An 18475-nucleotide genomic window follows, 5' to 3' on the forward strand; every position below is an offset into this window, starting at 1 on the left:
CTTTTGCAACAGGACTTTGCAAAGAATCTTTGTAACTCTCTCCGGCCCGCCCGGCCCTCACCCCTTCCTGATGAACCCCTCCTCGATCAGCCAGTCCTTCGCCACCTCGTGCGGGTCCTGGCCGTCCACGTCCACCCGGGCGTTCAGGTCCTGCGCGACCTCCGTGTTCAGGCGCTTGCTGAGGGGGTCGAGGAGGCCGGCGATCTCCGGGTACTTCTCCAGCGTCGGGGTGTGGACGACGGGCGCCGCGTTGTAGTTGGGGAAGAAGTGCTTGTTGTCCTCCAGCACGTCCAGGTTCATCGCCTTGATCCGGCCGTCCGTGGTGAAGACCTCGCCGAGCAGGCAGGAGCCGGACTTGGAGACCTGGGTGTAGATGATCCCCGCGTCCATCTTGCGGATGCTGGAGGCCGGCAGGGACATCCCGTACGCCTTCTCCATGCCGGGCAGCCCGTCGTCGCGCGAGGCGAACTCGTTCTCGACGCAGACCGTCACCGCCGACGGGTTCTTCTTCGCCAGGGCGGCCACGTCGGAGAGCGTCCGCAGGTGGTACTTGGCGTTGTTCTTTCGGCTGATGGCCAGCGCGTACGTGTTGTTCAGGGTGGACGGCCGCAGCCACGTCACCCCGTTCTTCAGGTCCGCGTCCCGCACCGCCTTCCACTGCTCCATCGGGTCCTTGATCGGCTTCGCGTGCCCGAGGTACGTGATCCAGCCAGTGCCCGTGTATTCGTACTCGGCGTCCGCGTCGCCCTGGATGACCGCCTCGCGGGCGCTGATGGAGCTCGGCAGGTTCGTCCGGTCGAGGACCTCCGCGCCGGCCGCCTTGAAGATCAGTCCGATCATCTGGCCCAGGATGATGTTCTCGCTGAAGTTCTTCGAGGTGACGGTCAGCGAGGCGCCCTCCAGCGGCTGCCCCTGCCCGACCGACCCGGGCACCACGTCGTCCACCATCGGGGACCCGCTCTTCAGCCCGCACCCCGCCAGCGCCAGGGACAGCGCCGCCCCCGCCGCGAGAGCCGCGCGCGTCCGCCGCGTCCTCATCGCCCCACCTCCAGGCCGCGCGGGGTGAGCGCCACCTCGGCCAGCGAGGCCAGCCAGTCCACCAGGAGCGCCAGCACCACCGTCAGGACCGAGCCCAGCACCAGGACCGGCATGCGCTGGGTCTGGATGCCCGAGGTGATCAGGTCGCCCAGCCCGCCGCCGCCCCCGAAGGTCGCCAGGGTCGCCGTGCCCACGTTCAGCACCAGCGCGGTCCTGACCCCGGCCAGGATCAGCGGGACGGCCAGGGGGAGTTCGACCCGGGTCAGGGTGCCCATCGCCGACATCCCGATGCCGCGCGCCGCCTCCACCATGCTCGGCTCGATCGCCTTGAGTCCGGCGACCGTGTTGGAGAGCACCGGCAGCACCGCGTAGATCACCATGCCGGTGATCGCCGTGGACGGGCCGATGCCGAGCCAGATCACCAGCAGGGCCAGCAGACCGATCGCCGGGGTCGCCTGCCCGATGTTGGCGATCGCCGTGACCACCGGGGCGGCCCTGCTCAGACCGCGCCGGGTCAGCGCGATGCCCAGCGGAACGGCGATGATCAGCACCCAGAACGTGGAGATCGCGGTCAGCCTCACGTGCTGCCACCAGCGCACCTCGACCGTGTCCCCGGCCAGCGAGTTCTCCGCGATCGAGTCCAGGTGGACGTTGTTGATCCAGACGTACGTGAGTACCAGCACCACCGCGAGCGACGCCGGGAGCACCACGAGCTTGCGCCAGGTGATCCGGCGCGGCGGCTTCGCCGGCTGCGGGACGGGCTGCTGTTCCTCCTCCGCCTCCTCGTCGCGGAAGGCGTGTCCCTTCACGTCGTGCTCGCCCGGCGGGCGCGCGCGGGAGGACCCTGAGGGGGAGTCGGGGGTCATGCGCCCGCACCGCCCTCCAGCTCCTCGGAGGTCTGGTGGACGCGCAGCTCCTCCAGGTCGTGCTGGTGCTCGATGGCGGCCAGCCGGTCCGCCTCCAGGAGCTCGTGCACCGAGTTCATCAGGGTGTGCATGTCGACGACCCCGGTGAACTCCCCGCGCCGCCCGGTCACCGCGACCCGCCCGCCGCTGTCCGTGAGCACCGCCTCCAGCGCGTCGTGCAGCGTGGCGTCCCTGGTCACCGTGTCGTGGACCAGCTGCCCGGCCCGCGCGAGCGAGCCCCGGGCGCGCATCAGGTCGCCGCGCCGCAGCCACTTGTAGGGGCGGCCCCGGCGGTCCAGCATCAGCAGCTCGTTGTGCGAACCGCTGCGCAGCTTGTTGAAGATCTCCTGGAGCGGGTCGTCCACCGTCACGGTCGGGAAGTCCGCGATCTCCACCTCCCGCACCCGGGTCAGGTTGAGCCGCTTCAGCGCCGCGCCCGCGCCGACGAACCCGGAGACGAAGTCGTCCGTCGGGTTGGTGAGGATGGCCTCCGGGGTGTCGAACTGCGCGATGTGCGACCGCTCCCGCAGCACCGCGATCCGGTCGCCCAGCTTGATCGCCTCGTCGAAGTCGTGGGTGACGAAGACGATCGTCTTGTGCAGCTCGTGCTGGAGCCGGATCAGCTCGTCCTGGAGGTGGTCGCGGGTGATCGGGTCGACCGCGCCGAACGGCTCGTCCATCAGCAGCACCGGCGGGTCGGCGGCCAGTGCCCGGGCCACGCCCACGCGTTGCTGCTGGCCGCCGGAGAGCGCGCGCGGGTAGCGGCCGTGGAACTCGCGCGGGTCCAGGCCGACCAGGTCGAGCATCTCCTCCACCCGGTCCTTCACCCGGGACTTGGACCAGCCCACCATCTTCGGGACCAAGGCGATGTTCTCGGCGACCGTCATGTGCGGGAAGAGGCCGGACGACTGGATCGCGTACCCGATCTTCCGGCGCAGCTTCACCGGGTCGATGTCGGTGACGTCCTCGTCGTCGATCCGGATCCGGCCCGAGGTGGGCTCGATCAGCCGGTTGATCATCTTCAGCGTGGTGGACTTCCCGCAGCCGGACGGGCCCACGAAGATCACGGTCTCGCCGGCCTTGATCTCCATGGAGACGTTCTCCACGGCGGGGTTCGGGTTGCCCGGGTAGCGCTTGGACAGGTTCTCCAGCTGGATGGCGGCGCCGGAGGTGGCCTTCGGCTCCGGCACGGTCTCGCTCGCGGTCTCAGACACGGATCCCCCTGGGGATGGTGAGCCGGCCCAGCAGGACGTACGCGGCGTCGAAGAGCAGGGCGAGGACGACGATGCCGAGCGTGCCCGCGAGGACCTGGTTGATCGCGTTGGCGCTGCCCAGCGAGGCGATGCCCCGGAAGATCTCGTTGCCGAGGCCGGGCCCGGAGGCGTACGCGGCGATGGCGGCGATCCCCATCAGCATCTGCGTGGAGACCCGGATGCCGGTCAGGATCGGCGGCCAGGCCAGCGGCAGCTCCACCTTGAACAGCCGCGCGGTCCGCGACATCCCGATGCCCTTCGCGGCGTCCACCAGGGCGGGGTCGACGCCGCGCAGGCCCACGATCGAGTTGCGGACGACGGGCAGCAGCCCGTACAGCGTCAGGGTGATCACGGTGGGGGCGACCCCGAGGCCGACCAGCGGGATCAGCAGACCGATGGCGGCGAGGGACGGGATGGTCAGCACGGTCGCCGTCGAGGTGATCGCGACGGACGAGCCCCAGCCGCTGCGGTAGCTGACGACCCCGATCAGGACACCGAGCACGGTCGCGATGACCATGCACTGGAAGACCGCGCTGACGTGCTGGAAGGCGTCGGTGAGCAACTGCTGGTGGCGGTTGGCCACGTACTCCCAGAAGCTCACCCGTCACTCCCCGGCTCAGTCGGTGTCCCGCGCCGCCTGTTCCACGAGCGGGATGACGCGCAGCGGCACGGGGTTCTCCATGACGATCGCCGTGGAGGCCCGGACGATGCCATCAAATCCGACAACCCGGTCGATCACCCGCTGGAGATCCGCGTTGGACCGGGCCACGAGCCGGCACAGCATGTCCCCGTGCCCCGTGGTGGTGTGCAGCTCCAGGACCTCCGGCACGCCGCTCAAGTGCGCCCGTACGTCGGCGCCTTGGCCCTGTTTGATCTCCAGCGTCGCGAACGCGGTGACCGGATAGCCGAGGGCCGCCGGATCGACGTCCGGGCCGAATCCGCGGATGGCGCCATTCGACTGAAGGCGGTCCAGACGGGCCTGGACCGTCCCGCGTGCCACGCCCAGCCTGCGCGACGCCTCCAGGACGCCGATCCTGGGTTCACGCGCGAGCAGCACGATGAGCCGTCCGTCGAGTCGGTCGATCGCCATGCCGGCCTCCGGGGGCGGTGTGATGGGCACCATGTACAGATAGCCCGGCCATCATGGCCAGCCGCTGTACAGGTTGACCAGTGATTACGGGAACTGTTGCGCACCTTGCGGAGCGGCGGGAACCTCTGGGCATGACAGAGACGATGCACAACACCCCCGAGACGTCCCGGCAGGCCGACCCCTTCCCCGTCAAGGGGATGGACGCCGTCGTCTTCGCCGTGGGCAACGCCAAGCAGGCCGCGCACTACTACTCGACCGCCTTCGGCATGAAGCTGGTCGCCTACTCCGGCCCGGAGACCGGCAGCCGCGAGACCGCCAGCTACGTGCTCACCAGCGGCTCCGCCCGCTTCGTCCTCACCTCCGTCGTCAAGGCGTCCTCCGACTGGGGCCACTTCCTGGAGGACCACGTCACCGCGCACGGCGACGGCGTCATCGACCTCGCCATCGAGGTCCCGGACGCCCGCGCGGCGTACGCGTACGCCGTCGAGCACGGCGCCACCGGCATCGAGGAGCCCTACGAGACGAAGGACGAGCACGGCACCGTCGTGCGCGCCGCCATCGCCACGTACGGCAAGACCCGCCACACCCTGGTCGAGCGCTCCGGCTACGACGGCCCGTACCTGCCGGGTTACGTCGCCGCGAACCCGATCGTCGAGCCGCCGGCCAAGCGCTTCTTCCAGGCCATCGACCACTGCGTCGGCAACGTCGAGCTCGGCCGGATGAACGAGTGGGTGGCGTTCTACAACAAGGTCATGGGCTTCACGAACATGAAGGAGTTCGTGGGCGACGACATCGCGACCGAGTACAGCGCCCTGATGTCGAAGGTCGTCGCGGACGGCACGCTCAAGGTCAAGTTCCCGATCAACGAGCCGGCCATCGCCAAGAAGAAGTCGCAGATCGACGAGTACCTGGAGTTCTACGGCGCCGCCGGTGTCCAGCACATGGCGCTCGCCACGAACGACATCGTCGCCTCGGTGAAGGCGATGCGCGCCGCCGGTGTCCAGTTCCTCGACACCCCGGACTCGTACTACGACACCCTCGGCGAGTGGGCCGGCGAGACCCGCGTGCCCGTCGAGACCCTGCGCGAGCTGAAGATCCTCGTCGACCGCGACGAGGACGGCTACCTGCTGCAGATCTTCACCAAGCCGGTCCAGGACCGCCCGACCGTCTTCTTCGAGATGATCGAGCGCCACGGCTCGATGGGCTTCGGCAAGGGCAACTTCAAGGCCCTGTTCGAGGCGATCGAGCGCGAGCAGGAGAAGCGCGGCAACCTCTGACCCGCAGCGCACGAGTGAGGGGCGGGCCGGATTCCGGCCCGCCCCTCGTCGTTCCGTACGTCAGCGCCCGGCCGCCGAAGGCGCGGCCGACGGCTGTACGGGGGCCTGCGGGGCGGCCGACGGGGGAGCCGGCACCGCCTGCTGCCTCTGCGGACCCGCAGGCGCGGGCTGCTGCTGAGGCGCCGGGGCCTGCGGTGCGGGCTCCGGCGCCGGTGGCGGCTGCATGTCCGCCGGGCCGCCCGCCGGGGGCTCGCCCAGGCTGTCCAGCGCCTCCCGCGCCAGCGGCGCGTCCAGCGGCGAGAACTTCGGGTTGGTGCGCAGCGCCGCCTCCAACTGGCGGCGGGCCGGCCCGTAGTCGTTCACCGCGCGCTGGACCATGCCCAGGTGATACGCGTACGAGGCGTTCTGCCCGCCCGAGTCCACCGCCCGCTGCGCGTACTCCACCGCCGCGTCCGAGTCGCCCGACCGGTGCAGCGCCCAGCCCAGCGCGTCGGCCACCGCCGCGCTGCGGTGCCCCCGCTCCCACTCCGCCCGCAGCAGCTCCACCGCCGCGTCCGCGTCCCCGTGCGCCGCCTCGAAGCGGCCCAGCGTCAGCGACTCGTCCACCCCGCGCGCCGTGCCCCGCTCCAGCGCGGCGCGGAGCTTCTCGTACTGGCCCACCGAGTCCCCGTCGAGCCCCAGCGACTCGTACAGCTCGCCCAGTTCCAGCAGGTACGCCGGGCGCGGCGACTTGGCCAGGGCGGCCTGGTAGTCCCGCACGGCGTCGTCGGTGCGGCCGAGGGCCGCGAGCGCGCGGGCCCGCCCGGCGAGCGCGGGGTGATGGCCCTTGTCGACGCGCAGCGCCGCCCCGTACTGGGCCACGGCCTCCTTCGGCTCGCCCCGCTCCCAGGCCAGCTCGCCCAGCCGGGTCAGGCAGGCGGCCTTCTCCGCGGGCGTGCCCGCCCGGTTCGCCGCGTCCTGCGCGGTGGCCAGCGCGTCCTCGCGCCAGCCCCGGTCCCGGTACATCTCGGCCGCCCGGCCCAGCGCGGGCACCCCGGCCCGCAGCTCGGTGAACTTCTCCACCGCGGTGATCGCCGACTTTCGGTCGCCTAGGCCGTTGTAGGCGTCGATCAGCTCCGGGTAGACCGTCCACTCCTTCGGCTGCCGCGCCCGGACCGTCTCGCCCCACTTCTTCGCCGTCACGAAGTCGTTGCGGGCGTTGGCGAGCGAGGCCAGCCCGACCCAGGCGGCCGTGTTGCCCTTCTCACCGGGCCGCACGTCCAGCGAGCGCTTCAGGGCCTGCTCGGCCCGGGCGTAGTACGCCGGGTCCGCGGCCCGCCGCCCCCGCTCCACGTACGCCGACCCCAGCACCGCCCAGGCGGGCGCGTCCGAGGGGTGCGTGCCCACCCACTTCTGCCTGTCCGCGATGAGCGCCGTCAGATCGGGGAGCGAGGCGGGGGAGCCGGCGGCCGTCGCGGTCATCGCGCGCGAGACCGGGCCGGGGAGGGGCGGCGCCGCGTCCGTGTCGTCGTCGGGCACCGCGACCACCGCGCCCGTCACCAGGACCGCGCCCGCCACCATGCCGAACGCGGCCCGGCGCAGCGTCGTGCGCATCGTGGGGGGCGGGGGCTCGGCCAGGGACGCGGGGTCCGGCACGGGGGCGTCGGGGGCGGGCCAGTCGGTGTCGAAGGAGTTCTCGGGCCCGGGGGCCCTCGGGGGCTGCTGAGGCGTGAGTTCCATGCCGCTCACTGTGCGTCAGTATGAAGATCGCACCGCGTCTTGGGATCGCCACCGCAGACGGGTTCACACCAATGGGCCCGGGTGCCACGCTTGGATCATGGACGATCTCCTCGAACTCCTGCGGGCGGGCCTCCCGGCCGAGGCCCTGATCACCGACCCGGACGTCACGGCCTCCTACGCCCACGACATGGCGAGCTTCTGCGAGGCGGGCACGCCCGCGGTCGTCGCGCTCCCGCGCACCGTCGAGCAGGTCCAGCACGTCATGCGCACCGCCACCGCGCTGCGCGTCCCGGTCGTCCCCCAGGGCGCCCGCACGGGCCTGTCGGGCGCGGCCAACGCCACCGACGGCTGCATCGTGCTCTCCCTGGTCAAGATGGACCGCATCCTGGAGATCAGCCCCGTCGACCGCATCGCCGTCGTCGAGCCCGGAGTCGTCAACGCCGTACTGTCCCGTGCCGTCGACGAGCACGGGCTCTACTACCCGCCGGACCCCTCCAGCTGGGAGATGTGCACCATCGGCGGCAACATCGGCACCGCCTCCGGCGGCCTGTGCTGCGTGAAGTACGGGGTCACCGCCGAATACGTCCTCGGCCTCGACGTCGTCCTCGCGGACGGGCGCCTGCTCACCACCGGCCGCCGCACCGCCAAGGGCGTCGCCGGATACGACCTCACCCGCCTCTTCGTCGGCTCCGAGGGCAGCCTCGGCATCGTCGTGAAGGCCGTCCTCGCCCTCAAGCCCCGGCCGCCCCGGCAGCTCGTCCTCGCCGCCGAGTTCGCCGACGCGGCGGGCGCCTGCGACGCGGTCTGCCGGATCATGGAGAGCGGCCACACCCCGTCACTCCTCGAACTGATGGACCGCACGACCGTCCAGGCGGTCAACCGCATGGCGAACATGGGCCTCCCCGAGACCACGGAGGCCCTGCTGCTCGCCGCCTTCGACACCCCGGACCCGGCCGCCGACCTCGCCGCCGTCGGCGCCCTGTGCACCGCCGCCGGCGCCACCGCCGTCGTACCGGCCGAGGACGCGGCCGAGTCCGAGATGCTCCTCCAGGCCCGGCGGATGTCGCTGACCGCGCTGGAGACCGTCAAGCCGGCGACGATGATCGACGACGTGTGCGTACCGCGCTCCCGGCTCGGCGCCATGCTGGAGGGCACGGCGGAGATCGCCGGGAAGTACGGCCTCACCATCGGCGTCTGCGCCCACGCGGGCGACGGCAACACCCACCCCGTCGTGTGCTTCGACCCAGCCGACGCCGACGAGTCCCGGCGGGCCCGGGAGTCCTTCGACGAGATCATGGCCCTCGGCCTCGCCCTCGGCGGCACGATCACCGGCGAGCACGGCGTGGGCGTCCTGAAGAAGGAGTGGCTGGCGCGCGAACTCGGCGAGGTGAGCGTGGAGCTGCACCGGGGCATCAAGCAGGCGTTCGACCCGCTCGGGCTCCTCAACCCGGGCAAGGTGTTCTGACCCGGCCGGGCCCACGCCTCTCAACTCTCCCCGTCCTGCGACTCGTCCGACGGCCACGGGTCGCTCATCCACAGGTCGTCGGCCGGCAGCGGCGCGAGGAGTTCGGCCAGCCCCTCGTCGATGCCGAGCCGCCCGGCCTCCGTACCCGGCGGGACCACCCGCAGCGTCCGCTCCACCCACACCGCGACCGCCGCCGACGGCACCTCCAGCAGGGCGTTGCCGTCCGGGGACGTCAGCGCCACGCAGATCACGCTGTTCCCGTCCACCTTGGTCGGCCAGATCCGCACATCGCCCTGCCCGCACGGCCGGAACACCCCCTCCACCAGCAGATCGCGGGCGAACGTCCAGTACACCGGCGAGTCCGAGGTGATGTGGAAGGTGATGTGCACGGCGTACGGGTCCTCCGTGCGGTACGTCAGCCTGGCCGGTACGGGGATGCTGCGCTCGGGCGACAGAACCAGCTTGAGCTCCAGCTCGCGTTCCACGACGGTGTGCATGAGGGCGTCCTTCCGTTGTCCGGAGCCGGTCCCACGACCGGCCCGCACGAGTGAGAGCGCCCTCCACGCCATCCATTACGCGACTTCGGGAAAAAAATTTCGGCGTGACCGGAAAGTGGGCCAAACCCCCGGACACGCCCGGGGATACGTGCCTGTCTGATAGATGTGGACTCCTGTATGAGGCCTCGAAGAGATACGGGACCACGGTGATGAGCGCCCCAACCCCGGCACCCGGTGACGAAAGCCCCCGCGAGGGGTACTACCCCGACCCGTCCATCCCCGGCTACGTCCGCTACTGGAACGGCGCCTCCTGGGTACCCGGCACCAGCCGCCCGGCCCCGCCGCAGGACGGGACGGCCCCGGCCGCGGTCGAGGAGACCGGCCCGGTGTTCCTCGACGACCGGCCGGACGGGGAGGGGCGCCCCGAACCCGCGACCGCCTGGCAGGCCGACGCCACCCGCCAGGCCGGCTTCGGCGGCGACCGCGACCGCCGCGTCTCCTGGGGCGGCCCGGGCGATCGGGCCCGTCCGGAGATCGAGGACGGAACCGGCACGCCGGAGTCAGCCGACCGCGCCCCGGCCGCCACCACGCCCCCAGCCGCCCGGACCCCCGACCCGAGGGTTCCGTCCTCAAACGCCGGACGGGCTGAGAATGACGGGGCCGTCCTGCCACCTCAGGCCCGTCCGGCTGGGGCTGACGAGGTCGTCCAGCCCGATCAAGCCCGTCCGGCGATTGAGGACGGAACCGGCATGCCGGGGTCCGGCGAGCGTGCGGACCGCGGCCCGGCGGACGCCGCACCCGAGAAGACCGTCGCGATCCGCGCCCTGCGTCGGCCGGCCGGTGAAAAGCCCGCCACCGACGGCACCCTGACCATCCGCGCCCTGGACGCGGCCCCGCGCCCAACGGCGCTCCCCGCCGCGCCCACCCCCGTACCGCCCCCGCAGACCGGACCCGCCCCCGGCGCCCCCTGGGGGCAGCAGGGCCCCGTGAGCCAACCGGCCCCCGCGCCGCAGGCGCATCCGCACCCCGTACCGCACCAGGCCCCGGCGCCCGCGCCGCAGGCGCAACCCGCGCACCAGGCCCCGGCGCCCGCGCCGCAGGCGCAACCCGCGCACCAGGCCCCGGCACCCGCGCCGCAGGCGCAACCCGCGCCGTGGAAGCCCCCCGTCGACGACCACTTCCAGCGGCTCGCCGCGGCCCGGGCCTCCGGGCGCCCCGCCCCGCTCGGCAAGCGGTTCGCCGCCCGGCTCATCGACAGCGTGGTGCTCGGCGCGCTCACCGCGGCGGCCGCCGTGCCGCTGGCCGCCCGGGCCGCCGACCACATCGACGACAAGATCGACGCGGCCAAGCTGTCCGGCGAGACGGTCACCGTGTGGCTGCTGGACTCCACCACGACCGCGCTGGGCGGTGCGCTGCTCGGGGTGTTCCTCGTGCTGGGCGTACTGCTCGACGCGCTGCCCACCGCGAAGTGGGGCCGTACGCTCGGCAAGAAGCTGTGCGGGATCGACGTACGGGACATGGAGTCCCACGAGGCGCCCGGCTTCGGGGCCGCGCTGCGCCGGTGGCTGGTGTACGCGGTGCCGGGCATCCTGCTCGTCGGGGTGGCCGGCGTCCTGTGGTGCCTGATCGACCGGCCGTGGCGCCAGTGCTGGCACGACAAGGCGGCGCGCACCTTCGTCGCGGGCTGACACCCCCCGCGCCGTCCCCCGAACGCACCTGAGCCGTTGCGGGGGCCCGGCCCCCGCGATGCACTGCCCCCATGAGCAACGATCAGCCGCCGCCCGGTCAGCCGCCCGAGGACGACCCCTTCCGGAAGCGGCCGCCCGGGGACCAGCCGCCGCCGTCGTCCGGCTCGCCCTACGGCGCACCGCCGCCCCCGCCGCCGTACGACCCGGGGCCCTACGGGGGCGGCGGACCGTACGGCGGGGCGGACCCGCTCGCGGGGATGCCGCCGCTCGCCGAACCGGGCAAGCGCATCCTGGCCCGGCTGATCGACTTCCTGATCATCTCGATCCCGCTGTATCTGATCTCGCTGCCCTGGGGCGGCGCGGTCGAGGTGTCGGACAGCAACGGCAACGACGACGTCAGCGACGTCTTCGCGCAGACCTACAGCGGGCATCAGCTGCTCTGGTCGCTGATCGGCCTCGTCGTCTACGTCGCGTATGACACGTACTTCACGCACAAGGACGGCCGCACGCTCGGCAAGCGGCTGTTCAAGATGCGGGTCGCGATGCTCAACGACGGCCGGGTGCCGGACACCGGGGCGGCGTTCATGCGGGCCGTGGTGCTGTGGCTGCCCGCGCTGCTGTGCTGCCCGTGCCTGTGGTGGCTCATCAACATCGTGCTCATGTTCACGGACAAGCCGTACCGCCAGGGCCTCCAGGACAAGGCGGCCAGGACGGTGGTCGTCATGGTCAACTGACCGCCGTCAGCGCCAGCTCTGCGCGGAGACGGGGGCGCGTTCCCCGGTGCGGGCGGCGGGTGCGGTGCCACGGTGCGAAGACACCGGGGTGCTCGTACGCGCCGCCTTCGCCGTGTGCCGGCGGGGCTTCGTGGGTACGGTCACGGACACCACCAGCCCGAGGACGAGCGCGGCCGTGGAGACGGCGGCGATGCCGATGCCCGAACTGGTACGGAACAGCAGCAACATGGCCAGGGTCGAGAAGACGACGGTGACCGAACCGTAGGAGAGCTGTGCGGCAGTGGGTCGCGGCATGGCTTCTTTTCCGTCCTCGGGACGTCGGATGGGCGGTCTCTCGACACGGTCGCACTGTCAAGCGACTCTACGACGGTGGATGCCCGCGAGGAACGGATAGTAAGCGTAACCTAACCCACAGTACCGGTGCATGGGGGGCGCACGGAGTCATTTCATGCGCCCGGACAGGCATCTGACGCGCCGGTGGATGGGTGGTGCTTCGTCCGGATACCGGAACGACGCTCCTGCATAGTGCACTTGCTGTGTTCAAGTCAAGGTCTGTCTTTTCTTCCGTAACTCCGGTCGAATGTCGTCACTTGTGACGCGTTCCGCGCGCGGCCTCTCCACCTCCCGGGCCGTCGCTGCGGGCGCCGGGGAGGACTGCATCAAGTGATCATTAAGAGACGGGCGCTTCGGACCGGAGCGGTTGTCGTGGCCATGGCCGCGACCGCCGCCACCGCATCCGCCTTCGCCACCGCTCAGGCAGATGACCGGGCGTCAGGCGCCCCTGCTTCCGTCGACCGCCGCGACCCGGGGTCGGCCAAGGGCAACGACCACGACCTGGAGGGCCCCTACAGCGAGCAGCAGGCCGCTCAGCGCCAGGCCGCCCTGGAGCAGGTCATATCCGGCGACAAGAAGGTGACGTCGCGCGGGGGCTCCAAGGTCGTCAAGCTAGACAGCAAGAAGTACGTCGAGCTCGGCCGTGAGAAGACCGACAAGATCTTCACCGTGCTGGTGGAGTTCGGCGACCAGGTCGACGACACGACCATGTACGACCCGGACGGCGCGGGCCCCAAGCCCCCCGTCAAGAAGTACGGCGGCACGCCTGGCCCGCTGCACAACAAGATAGCCAAGCCCGACCCGAAGAAGGACAACAGCACCGCCTGGCAGGCCGACTACAACCAGGCCCACTTCCAGGAGCTGTACTTCGGCACGGGCGCGGGCAAGCACTCGCTGAAGACGTACTACGAGAAGACCTCCTCCGGCCGCTACTCGGTCGACGGCGAGGTCTCCGACTGGGTCAAGGTCCCCTACAACGAGGCGCGCTACGGCTCGAACTACTGCGGTTCGACCAACTGCGGCAACGCCTGGGACATGGTCAGGGACGGCGTCAACGCCTGGGCCGCCGACCAGAAGGCCAAGGGCCGTACGCCCGAGCAGATCAAGACGGACCTCGCCCAGTACGACCAGTGGGACCGTTACGACTACGACAACGACGGCGACTTCAACGAGCCCGACGGCTACATCGATCACTTCCAGATCGTGCACGCGGGCGAGGACGAGTCGGCCGGCGGCGGCGTCGAGGGCACCAACGCCATCTGGGCGCACCGCTGGTACGCGTACGGCACCAACGCCGGCGCCACCGGCCCGGCCAACAACAAGGCCGGCGGCACCCAGATCGGTGACACCGGCATCTGGGTCGGCGACTACACCGCGCAGCCCGAGAACGGCGGCCTGGGTGTCTTCGCCCACGAGTACGGCCACGACCTCGGCCTCCCGGACCTGTACGACACGACCAACACCGCCGAGAACTCGGTCGGCTTCTGGTCGCTGATGTCGGCGGGCTCCTGGCTCGGCACCGGCAAGGACAGCATCGGCGACCTGCCCGGCGACATGACCGCCTGGGACAAGCTCCAGCTGGGCTGGCTCAACTACGCCGAGGCCAAGGCCGCGAAGACCTCCCTCCACAAGCTGGGCGTGTCCGAGTACAACACCAAGAACAAGCAGGCGCTCGTCGTCACGCTGCCCGACAAGCCCGTCACCACCGCCGTCACGACGCCCGCCGAGGGCGCCACGCAGTGGTGGAGCGACATGGGTGACAACCTCAGCAACACGCTGTCCCGCCCGGTCGACCTGACCGGCAGGTCCAAGGCGTCCCTGGACCTCCAGGGCTGGTGGGACATCGAGGCCGACTACGACTACCTCTACACCGAGGTGTCCACCGACGGCGGCAGCAGCTGGACCGCGATCGACGGCACCGCCGACGGTCAGCCGATCCCGCGCGACGCCAGCGACAAGCCGGCCCTGACCGACGTCTCCGGCGCGTACAAGAAGCTCTCGTACCCGCTGGACGCCTACGCGGGCAAGAAGATCGACATCCGCTTCCGCTACGCCACCGACGGCGGCGCGGGCGGCGTGGGCTTCGCGGCCGACACCATCTCGGTGACCGCCGACGGCGCCGCGCTCTTCACCGACAACGCCGAGAGCGGCGACAACGGCTGGACCGTCAAGGGCTTCTCGCGGGTCGGCTCGACGTTCACCAAGGACTACCCGCAGTACTACATCGCGGAGAACCGCCAGTACGTCAGCTACGACCAGACGCTGAAGACCGGCCCGTACAACTTCGGCTTCTCCACGACGCGTCCGGACTGGGTCGAGCACTTCCCGTACCAGAACGGCCTGCTCGTCTGGCTGTGGGACACCTCGCAGACCGACAACAACGTCTCGCAGCACCCCGGCGAGGGTCTGATCCTGCCGGTCGACGCGCACGCCAAGCCGCTGAAGTGGGCGGACGGCACGGTCATCCGCAACAAGATCCAGCCCTTCGACGCCCCGTTCAGCTGGTACCCGACGGACGGCCTCACGCTGCACAAGGCCGATGTGACGACGAAGATCAAGCCGCAGCTCGGCGTCCCGGTCTTCGACGACCACAAGGGCACCTACTGGTACAAGGAGAACCCGACCGGGAGTGTCAAGGTTCCTGACACCAACACCCGGATCACGATCGTGAGCGAGCCGCTCAGCGGCTCCACCATGAGCGTCCTGGTGAGCTCCTCGCACCGGTAGAACCACATCACCGCAGGTCACAACGTGATCGGCCGTCGCCCCCTAGCGGGCGGCGGCCGATCGTGTTTAGGTGCCTCTGTTCACTTTCTTATTGACACGATGTCTCACGGGGGAGCTCGTACGCATGGCAGGCGGAGGATTCAGCAAGTTGCCGAACGGCAGCGTGGTCGTCGCGATCACCCTGCCGAGCCCGGCGGAGGGCCCCGGACCGGGCTCCCCGGTCCGGGTCCTGGTGCACGCGGCCAACCGGCCCCGCGCCCTGACCCGGCTGCGCAACCTGGGCCTGCGCTCCGTCTACCTGCGCGGCAACGCCGAGCCGCCCACCCCGGACGAGATCACCGCCGTCCTGCACCACCCCGACGGCGTCCTGTGGCGCGCGAGACCCGGCTGCGCGCAGGAGCTCTGGCACCCCATCCGCGCTCTGCTCAGGCCCGCCGCACCGGCGGTCCCGGCTCCCTAGGGGCGGCTCTGGGGGCTTCCGGGGCTCAGACGACCGGCTTGCCCGTGAGCGTCACGCCCGCGCCGCGCATCTCGGCCAGCGCCCGCTCCGTCGTCGCCTCGGCGACACCCGCGGTCAGGTCGAGCAGCACCTGCGTGGCGAAGCCCTCGCGGGCGGCGTCCAGCGCGGTCGCCCGCACGCAGTGGTCGGTCGCGATGCCGACCACGTCGACCTCGGTCACGTCGTGCTCGCGCAGCCAGGCGGCGAGCCCGGTGCCGTTCTCGTCGAGCCCCTCGAAGCCGCTGTACGCGGCCGCGTAGGCCCCCTTGTCGAACACGGTGTCGATCGCCCCCGAGGCGACGGCCGGCGCGAAATTGGGGTGGAAGCCCACGCCCTCCGTACCGGCCACGCAGTGCGGCGGCCAGGAGTGCTCGAAGTCCGGGGCCGTCGAGAAGTGGTCCCCGGGATCGAAGTGGTGGTCCCGGGTCGCCACCACGTACCGGTAGGAGGGACGGCTCTCGCCGATCAGGTCCGTGATGGCGGCGGCGACATCGGCACCCCCCGCCACGGCGAGGCTCCCGCCCTCACAGAAGTCGTTCTGAACGTCCACGACGATCAAGGCGCGGTGCATGCGGGGTTCCTTCGGGGAGTGGGGGAGCGGTACGTACGGGGATGGCCCCGAGCCTAGAGATTCCGTGGAGGCAATCAAGCCCGTCCGGCCCTCGGCTCTCTCCTCACACGTACTCCGTGGGGATAACCGCCTCGCCCCGCGAAAGTTGCATCGCCGACAACGGCAGTCCCGCCCGCGCCGCGATGTGGCGCTCGCGCGCCGCGTCCAGCGGCTCCCGCGCGACCACCTCGCCGCCCCGGACGAGCTCCACCAGCAGCTGCCGGCCCGCCAGCTCCTCGGGCACCGGACCGGTGCCGATCACCTCGGCCTCGGCCACGCCCTCCTCGTCCAGCCGGCGCGCGGCCCACTTGCGGCCGCCCTTCGAGGACTTCGCGCCCATCGACTTCTTCGCGACCGGCCGCAGCTCGTCCGCCGGGTCCGACGAGCCGGCGCGGGCGACGAGCTTGTAGACCATCGAGCACGTGGGGTGCCCGCTGCCGGTCACCAGCTGCGTGCCCACTCCGTACGCGTCCACCGGCGCGGCGGCCAGCGAGGCGATGGCGTACTCGTCCAGGTCCGAGGTCACCACGATCCTCGTCTCCGTGGCGCCCAGCTCGTCCAGCTGCTGGCGCACCCGGTGGGCGACCAGCAGCAGGTCCCCGGAGTCGATCCGTACCGCGCCCAGCTCGGGCCCCGCGATCTCGACCGCCGTGCGGACCGCCGTCGCCACGTCGTACGTGTCCACCAGCAGCGTCGTACCGCGCCCCAGCGAGTCCACCTGCGCCCGGAACGCGTCGCTCTCCGAGTCGTGCAGCAGGGTGAAGGCGTGGGCGCTCGTCCCGACCGTCGGGATGTTGTAGCGGAACCCGGCCGCCAGGTCCGACGTGGTGTCGAAGCCGCCGATGTACGCCGCACGGGCCGAGGCGACCGCCGAGAGCTCGTGGGTGCGCCGCGCCCCCATCTCGATCAGCCCGCGCCCGCCCGCCGCCGCCGACATCCGCGAGGCCGCGGCGGCGATGGCCGAGTCGTGGTTGAGGATCGACAGGATCACCGTCTCCAGCAGCACGCACTCGGCGAAGGACCCCTCGACCCGCAGGATCGGCGAGCCCGGGAAGTACACCTCGCCCTCCGGGTAGCCCCAGATGTCCCCGCCGAACCGGTAGTCCGCCAGGTAGTCCAGCGTCGGCCCGTCCACGATCGACTGGTCGCGCAGGAAGCCGAGCATCTCCTCGTCGAAGTGGAAGTTCTCCACCGCGTCCAGGACCCGCCCGATGCCCGCGACGACGCCGTAGCGCCGCCCCTCGGGCAGCCGGCGGGTGAACGCCTCGAAGACCGAGCGCCGGCCGGCCGTGCCGGCCTTCAGCGCGGCCTGCACCATCGTGAGCTCGTACTGGTCGGTGAAGAGCGCTGTCGACGGCACACCGACCCGTCGCCCGAGGTCCGCAGATTTCATGCCGCGGATGCTACCCCTATTTCGTCAAAGTGACGAGATGGGGGTCCGGGGGCGGCGCGGCGAGGGGGCCGTTTGTGCGATGGACCACTACGAGTGGCAGCATGGGGTAGGTGAGCGTCGCCCCTACAGAGATCGAACGTCCCGAATCGGCCGAGGACCACCTCGTCGTCCCCGAGCCCGACGTCCCCTGGGTGACGCTGGTCCACAACGACCCGGTCAACCTCATGAGCTATGTGACCTACGTGTTCCAGGCGTACTTCGGCTACTCCAAGGACAAGGCGCACAAGCTGATGCTCGACGTCCACCAGAAGGGCCGCGCCGTCGTCTCCAGCGGCAGCCGCGAGGAGATGGAACGCGACGTCCAGGCCATGCACGGCTACGGGCTGTGGGCCACGCTCACCCAGGACCGCAACTAGCACCGGCATCCGCACGGCCCTTTTCGCACGCCCCTTCCGGCGCCGCCCGACCATCATCGGAGAGAACCCATGGCCGGCCACTTCGAGGCCACCCCCGGCGGCGGCGCGGCCGTCGCGCTCGACGAGGTGGAGATCGCGATCCTGCGCTCCCTCGCCGTCCAGCTCCTCGAGCTCATCGGCCCCGGCGACGAGCCCGCCGCCGGCGAGGACCCGCTCGCCGCCCTCTTCGCCGAGGGTCCCAGCGAACCGCCCACCGACCCGGCCCTGGCCCGCCTCTTCCCCGAGGCGTACGGCGACGGCGACGACGAACTGCGCGCCGCCTCCTCCGAATTCCGCCGCTTCACCGAGAACGACCTGCGCACCCGCAAGCGCGAGGACGCGCTCGTCGTCGTACGCACGCTCGACGCCCTGACGCCGGCAGGCGATGGCGCGGCCGTGCTCACCCTCACCGCCGACGAGTGCCGCAACTGGCTCGGCTCGCTCAACGACCTCCGGCTGACCATCGGCACCCGCCTGGAGGTCAGCGACGAGGACGAGGGCGAGGAGGGCTCGCTCTACCGGCTCCCCGACAGCGACCCCCGAAAGCCCATGGTCATGGCCTATCTCTGGCTCGGCGCCCTCCAGGAAACCCTGGTCGAGACACTGATGCCGTGACGCACGGTGCCCGCACCGTCACGCTGTTCGCTCAACGGACACTCAAATCCGAATAACGATCGCATCACCTGAACGGTCTTTTTTGCAGCGCCCGTTCCGCCTTGTCCGCTTTTACTTGTGGTGTGCGCCACAGAACGTCCGTCGAACCACCGTTGTGCCCGTGATAAATCTTCACGA

Annotated in this window: 18 protein-coding genes; 8 read left to right on the forward strand and 10 right to left on the reverse strand. The window is 71.1% G+C overall.

The window, feature by feature from the left end; translation table 11 throughout:
• Positions 1 to 57: 57 nt before the first annotated feature.
• Genes BLW14_RS20135 through BLW14_RS20155 form a run of 5 tightly spaced genes read right to left on the reverse strand, consistent with a single transcriptional unit; the run spans position 58 to position 4286 of the window.
• Positions 58 to 1038: a glycine betaine ABC transporter substrate-binding protein gene (locus BLW14_RS20135; protein WP_093708623.1), complete on the reverse strand. Its 981-nt coding sequence runs from the start codon at positions 1036 to 1038 to the stop codon at positions 58 to 60.
• On the reverse strand, positions 1035 to 1904 hold the full coding sequence (locus BLW14_RS20140) for an ABC transporter permease (RefSeq protein WP_093708624.1): 870 nt from the start codon (positions 1902 to 1904) through the stop codon (positions 1035 to 1037). The genes BLW14_RS20135 and BLW14_RS20140 overlap by 4 nt, the downstream gene beginning before the upstream one ends.
• Positions 1901 to 3157, reverse strand: a complete 1257-nt coding sequence (locus tag BLW14_RS20145; protein WP_093708625.1) for a betaine/proline/choline family ABC transporter ATP-binding protein — start codon at positions 3155 to 3157, stop codon at positions 1901 to 1903. Before BLW14_RS20145 ends, BLW14_RS20140 begins: the two co-directional genes overlap by 4 nt.
• Entirely contained in the window at positions 3150 to 3797 is a 648-nt protein-coding gene (locus tag BLW14_RS20150) for an ABC transporter permease (RefSeq protein WP_018517924.1), read from the reverse strand. The genes BLW14_RS20145 and BLW14_RS20150 overlap by 8 nt, the downstream gene beginning before the upstream one ends.
• Positions 3798 to 3812: 15 nt before the next feature.
• On the reverse strand, positions 3813 to 4286 hold the full coding sequence (locus tag BLW14_RS20155; protein ID WP_018100765.1) for an Lrp/AsnC family transcriptional regulator: 474 nt from the start codon (positions 4284 to 4286) through the stop codon (positions 3813 to 3815).
• A gap of 131 nt (positions 4287 to 4417) precedes the next feature.
• On the opposite strand from BLW14_RS20155, the gene hppD reads away from it, so the two are divergent.
• Positions 4418 to 5563: a 4-hydroxyphenylpyruvate dioxygenase gene (gene hppD, locus BLW14_RS20160; RefSeq protein WP_093708626.1), complete on the forward strand. Its 1146-nt coding sequence runs from the start codon at positions 4418 to 4420 to the stop codon at positions 5561 to 5563.
• Positions 5564 to 5623: 60 nt separating this feature from the next.
• On the opposite strand, the gene BLW14_RS20165 is transcribed toward hppD, so the two are convergent.
• Entirely contained in the window at positions 5624 to 7282 is a 1659-nt protein-coding gene (locus tag BLW14_RS20165; RefSeq protein WP_093708627.1) for a tetratricopeptide repeat protein, read from the reverse strand.
• A 97-nt stretch (positions 7283 to 7379) separates the two neighbouring features.
• Between BLW14_RS20165 and BLW14_RS20170 the strand changes: the two genes are divergently transcribed.
• Positions 7380 to 8747 (forward strand): FAD-binding oxidoreductase, encoded by a 1368-nt coding sequence (locus tag BLW14_RS20170; RefSeq protein WP_093708628.1) that lies wholly within the window; start codon positions 7380 to 7382, stop codon positions 8745 to 8747.
• 20 nt (positions 8748 to 8767) lie between these two features.
• On the opposite strand, the gene BLW14_RS20175 is transcribed toward BLW14_RS20170, so the two are convergent.
• On the reverse strand, positions 8768 to 9244 hold the full coding sequence (locus tag BLW14_RS20175; RefSeq protein ID WP_093708629.1) for an SsgA family sporulation/cell division regulator: 477 nt from the start codon (positions 9242 to 9244) through the stop codon (positions 8768 to 8770).
• A gap of 209 nt (positions 9245 to 9453) precedes the next feature.
• Between BLW14_RS20175 and BLW14_RS20180 the strand changes: the two genes are divergently transcribed.
• A complete protein-coding gene (locus BLW14_RS20180; protein ID WP_093708630.1) occupies positions 9454 to 10932 on the forward strand; it encodes an RDD family protein in 1479 nt (492 codons plus the stop codon).
• Positions 10933 to 11003: 71 nt separating this feature from the next.
• Positions 11004 to 11666 (forward strand): RDD family protein, encoded by a 663-nt coding sequence (locus tag BLW14_RS20185; protein ID WP_093708631.1) that lies wholly within the window; start codon positions 11004 to 11006, stop codon positions 11664 to 11666.
• A 6-nt stretch (positions 11667 to 11672) separates the two neighbouring features.
• On the opposite strand, the gene BLW14_RS20190 is transcribed toward BLW14_RS20185, so the two are convergent.
• Positions 11673 to 11960 carry a hypothetical protein gene (locus BLW14_RS20190; protein ID WP_093708632.1) on the reverse strand — a complete coding sequence of 96 codons (288 nt, stop codon included), beginning with the start codon at positions 11958 to 11960 and terminating at the stop codon, positions 11673 to 11675.
• 369 nt (positions 11961 to 12329) lie between these two features.
• Here BLW14_RS20190 and BLW14_RS20195 point away from each other — a divergent pair, with 369 nt between their 5' ends.
• Together BLW14_RS20195 and BLW14_RS20200 are read left to right on the forward strand one after the other, a co-directional pair.
• Positions 12330 to 14726 carry an immune inhibitor A domain-containing protein gene (locus BLW14_RS20195; protein ID WP_093708633.1) on the forward strand — a complete coding sequence of 799 codons (2397 nt, stop codon included), beginning with the start codon at positions 12330 to 12332 and terminating at the stop codon, positions 14724 to 14726.
• A gap of 124 nt (positions 14727 to 14850) precedes the next feature.
• Positions 14851 to 15186, forward strand: coding sequence for a hypothetical protein (locus BLW14_RS20200; protein WP_177154037.1), 336 nt, complete (start codon positions 14851 to 14853; stop codon positions 15184 to 15186).
• A gap of 25 nt (positions 15187 to 15211) precedes the next feature.
• Here BLW14_RS20200 and BLW14_RS20205 read toward each other — a convergent pair whose 3' ends face one another.
• Positions 15212 to 15796 carry an isochorismatase family protein gene (locus BLW14_RS20205; protein WP_093708635.1) on the reverse strand — a complete coding sequence of 195 codons (585 nt, stop codon included), beginning with the start codon at positions 15794 to 15796 and terminating at the stop codon, positions 15212 to 15214.
• 103 nt (positions 15797 to 15899) lie between these two features.
• Positions 15900 to 17228 carry a nicotinate phosphoribosyltransferase gene (locus BLW14_RS20210; RefSeq protein ID WP_093708636.1) on the reverse strand — a complete coding sequence of 443 codons (1329 nt, stop codon included), beginning with the start codon at positions 17226 to 17228 and terminating at the stop codon, positions 15900 to 15902.
• 110 nt (positions 17229 to 17338) lie between these two features.
• Between BLW14_RS20210 and clpS the strand changes: the two genes are divergently transcribed.
• Together clpS and BLW14_RS20220 are read left to right on the forward strand one after the other, a co-directional pair.
• Positions 17339 to 17644 carry an ATP-dependent Clp protease adapter ClpS gene (clpS, locus tag BLW14_RS20215; protein ID WP_018517937.1) on the forward strand — a complete coding sequence of 102 codons (306 nt, stop codon included), beginning with the start codon at positions 17339 to 17341 and terminating at the stop codon, positions 17642 to 17644.
• Between the two features lie 69 nt (positions 17645 to 17713).
• Positions 17714 to 18298 carry a DUF2017 domain-containing protein gene (locus BLW14_RS20220; RefSeq protein ID WP_093708637.1) on the forward strand — a complete coding sequence of 195 codons (585 nt, stop codon included), beginning with the start codon at positions 17714 to 17716 and terminating at the stop codon, positions 18296 to 18298.
• Positions 18299 to 18475: the final 177 nt, after the last annotated feature.

The sequence above is a fragment of the Streptomyces sp. 2131.1 genome, from assembly GCF_900105515.1.
GTDB classification, from domain to species: domain Bacteria; phylum Actinomycetota; class Actinomycetes; order Streptomycetales; family Streptomycetaceae; genus Streptomyces; species Streptomyces drozdowiczii.

What these genes read in the sequence shown, in the direction of transcription:
- BLW14_RS20140 (WP_093708624.1), bottom strand. Translation starts at nt 1,904, where the DNA reads ATGACCCCCGACTCCCCCTCAGGGTCCTCCCGCGCGCGCCCGCCGGGC.
- BLW14_RS20220 (WP_093708637.1), top strand. Translation starts at nt 17,714, where the DNA reads ATGGCCGGCCACTTCGAGGCCACCCCCGGCGGCGGCGCGGCCGTCGCG.
- BLW14_RS20205 (WP_093708635.1), bottom strand. Translation starts at nt 15,796, where the DNA reads ATGCACCGCGCCTTGATCGTCGTGGACGTTCAGAACGACTTCTGTGAG.
- BLW14_RS20135 (WP_093708623.1), bottom strand. Translation starts at nt 1,038, where the DNA reads ATGAGGACGCGGCGGACGCGCGCGGCTCTCGCGGCGGGGGCGGCGCTG.
- BLW14_RS20190 (WP_093708632.1), bottom strand. Translation starts at nt 11,960, where the DNA reads ATGCCGCGACCCACTGCCGCACAGCTCTCCTACGGTTCGGTCACCGTC.
- BLW14_RS20155 (WP_018100765.1), bottom strand. Translation starts at nt 4,286, where the DNA reads ATGGCGATCGACCGACTCGACGGACGGCTCATCGTGCTGCTCGCGCGT.
- BLW14_RS20170 (WP_093708628.1), top strand. Translation starts at nt 7,380, where the DNA reads ATGGACGATCTCCTCGAACTCCTGCGGGCGGGCCTCCCGGCCGAGGCC.
- BLW14_RS20200 (WP_177154037.1), top strand. Translation starts at nt 14,851, where the DNA reads ATGGCAGGCGGAGGATTCAGCAAGTTGCCGAACGGCAGCGTGGTCGTC.
- BLW14_RS20175 (WP_093708629.1), bottom strand. Translation starts at nt 9,244, where the DNA reads ATGCACACCGTCGTGGAACGCGAGCTGGAGCTCAAGCTGGTTCTGTCG.
- BLW14_RS20180 (WP_093708630.1), top strand. Translation starts at nt 9,454, where the DNA reads ATGAGCGCCCCAACCCCGGCACCCGGTGACGAAAGCCCCCGCGAGGGG.
- BLW14_RS20210 (WP_093708636.1), bottom strand. Translation starts at nt 17,228, where the DNA reads ATGAAATCTGCGGACCTCGGGCGACGGGTCGGTGTGCCGTCGACAGCG.
- BLW14_RS20185 (WP_093708631.1), top strand. Translation starts at nt 11,004, where the DNA reads ATGAGCAACGATCAGCCGCCGCCCGGTCAGCCGCCCGAGGACGACCCC.
- BLW14_RS20165 (WP_093708627.1), bottom strand. Translation starts at nt 7,282, where the DNA reads ATGGAACTCACGCCTCAGCAGCCCCCGAGGGCCCCCGGGCCCGAGAAC.
- hppD (WP_093708626.1), top strand. Translation starts at nt 4,418, where the DNA reads ATGACAGAGACGATGCACAACACCCCCGAGACGTCCCGGCAGGCCGAC.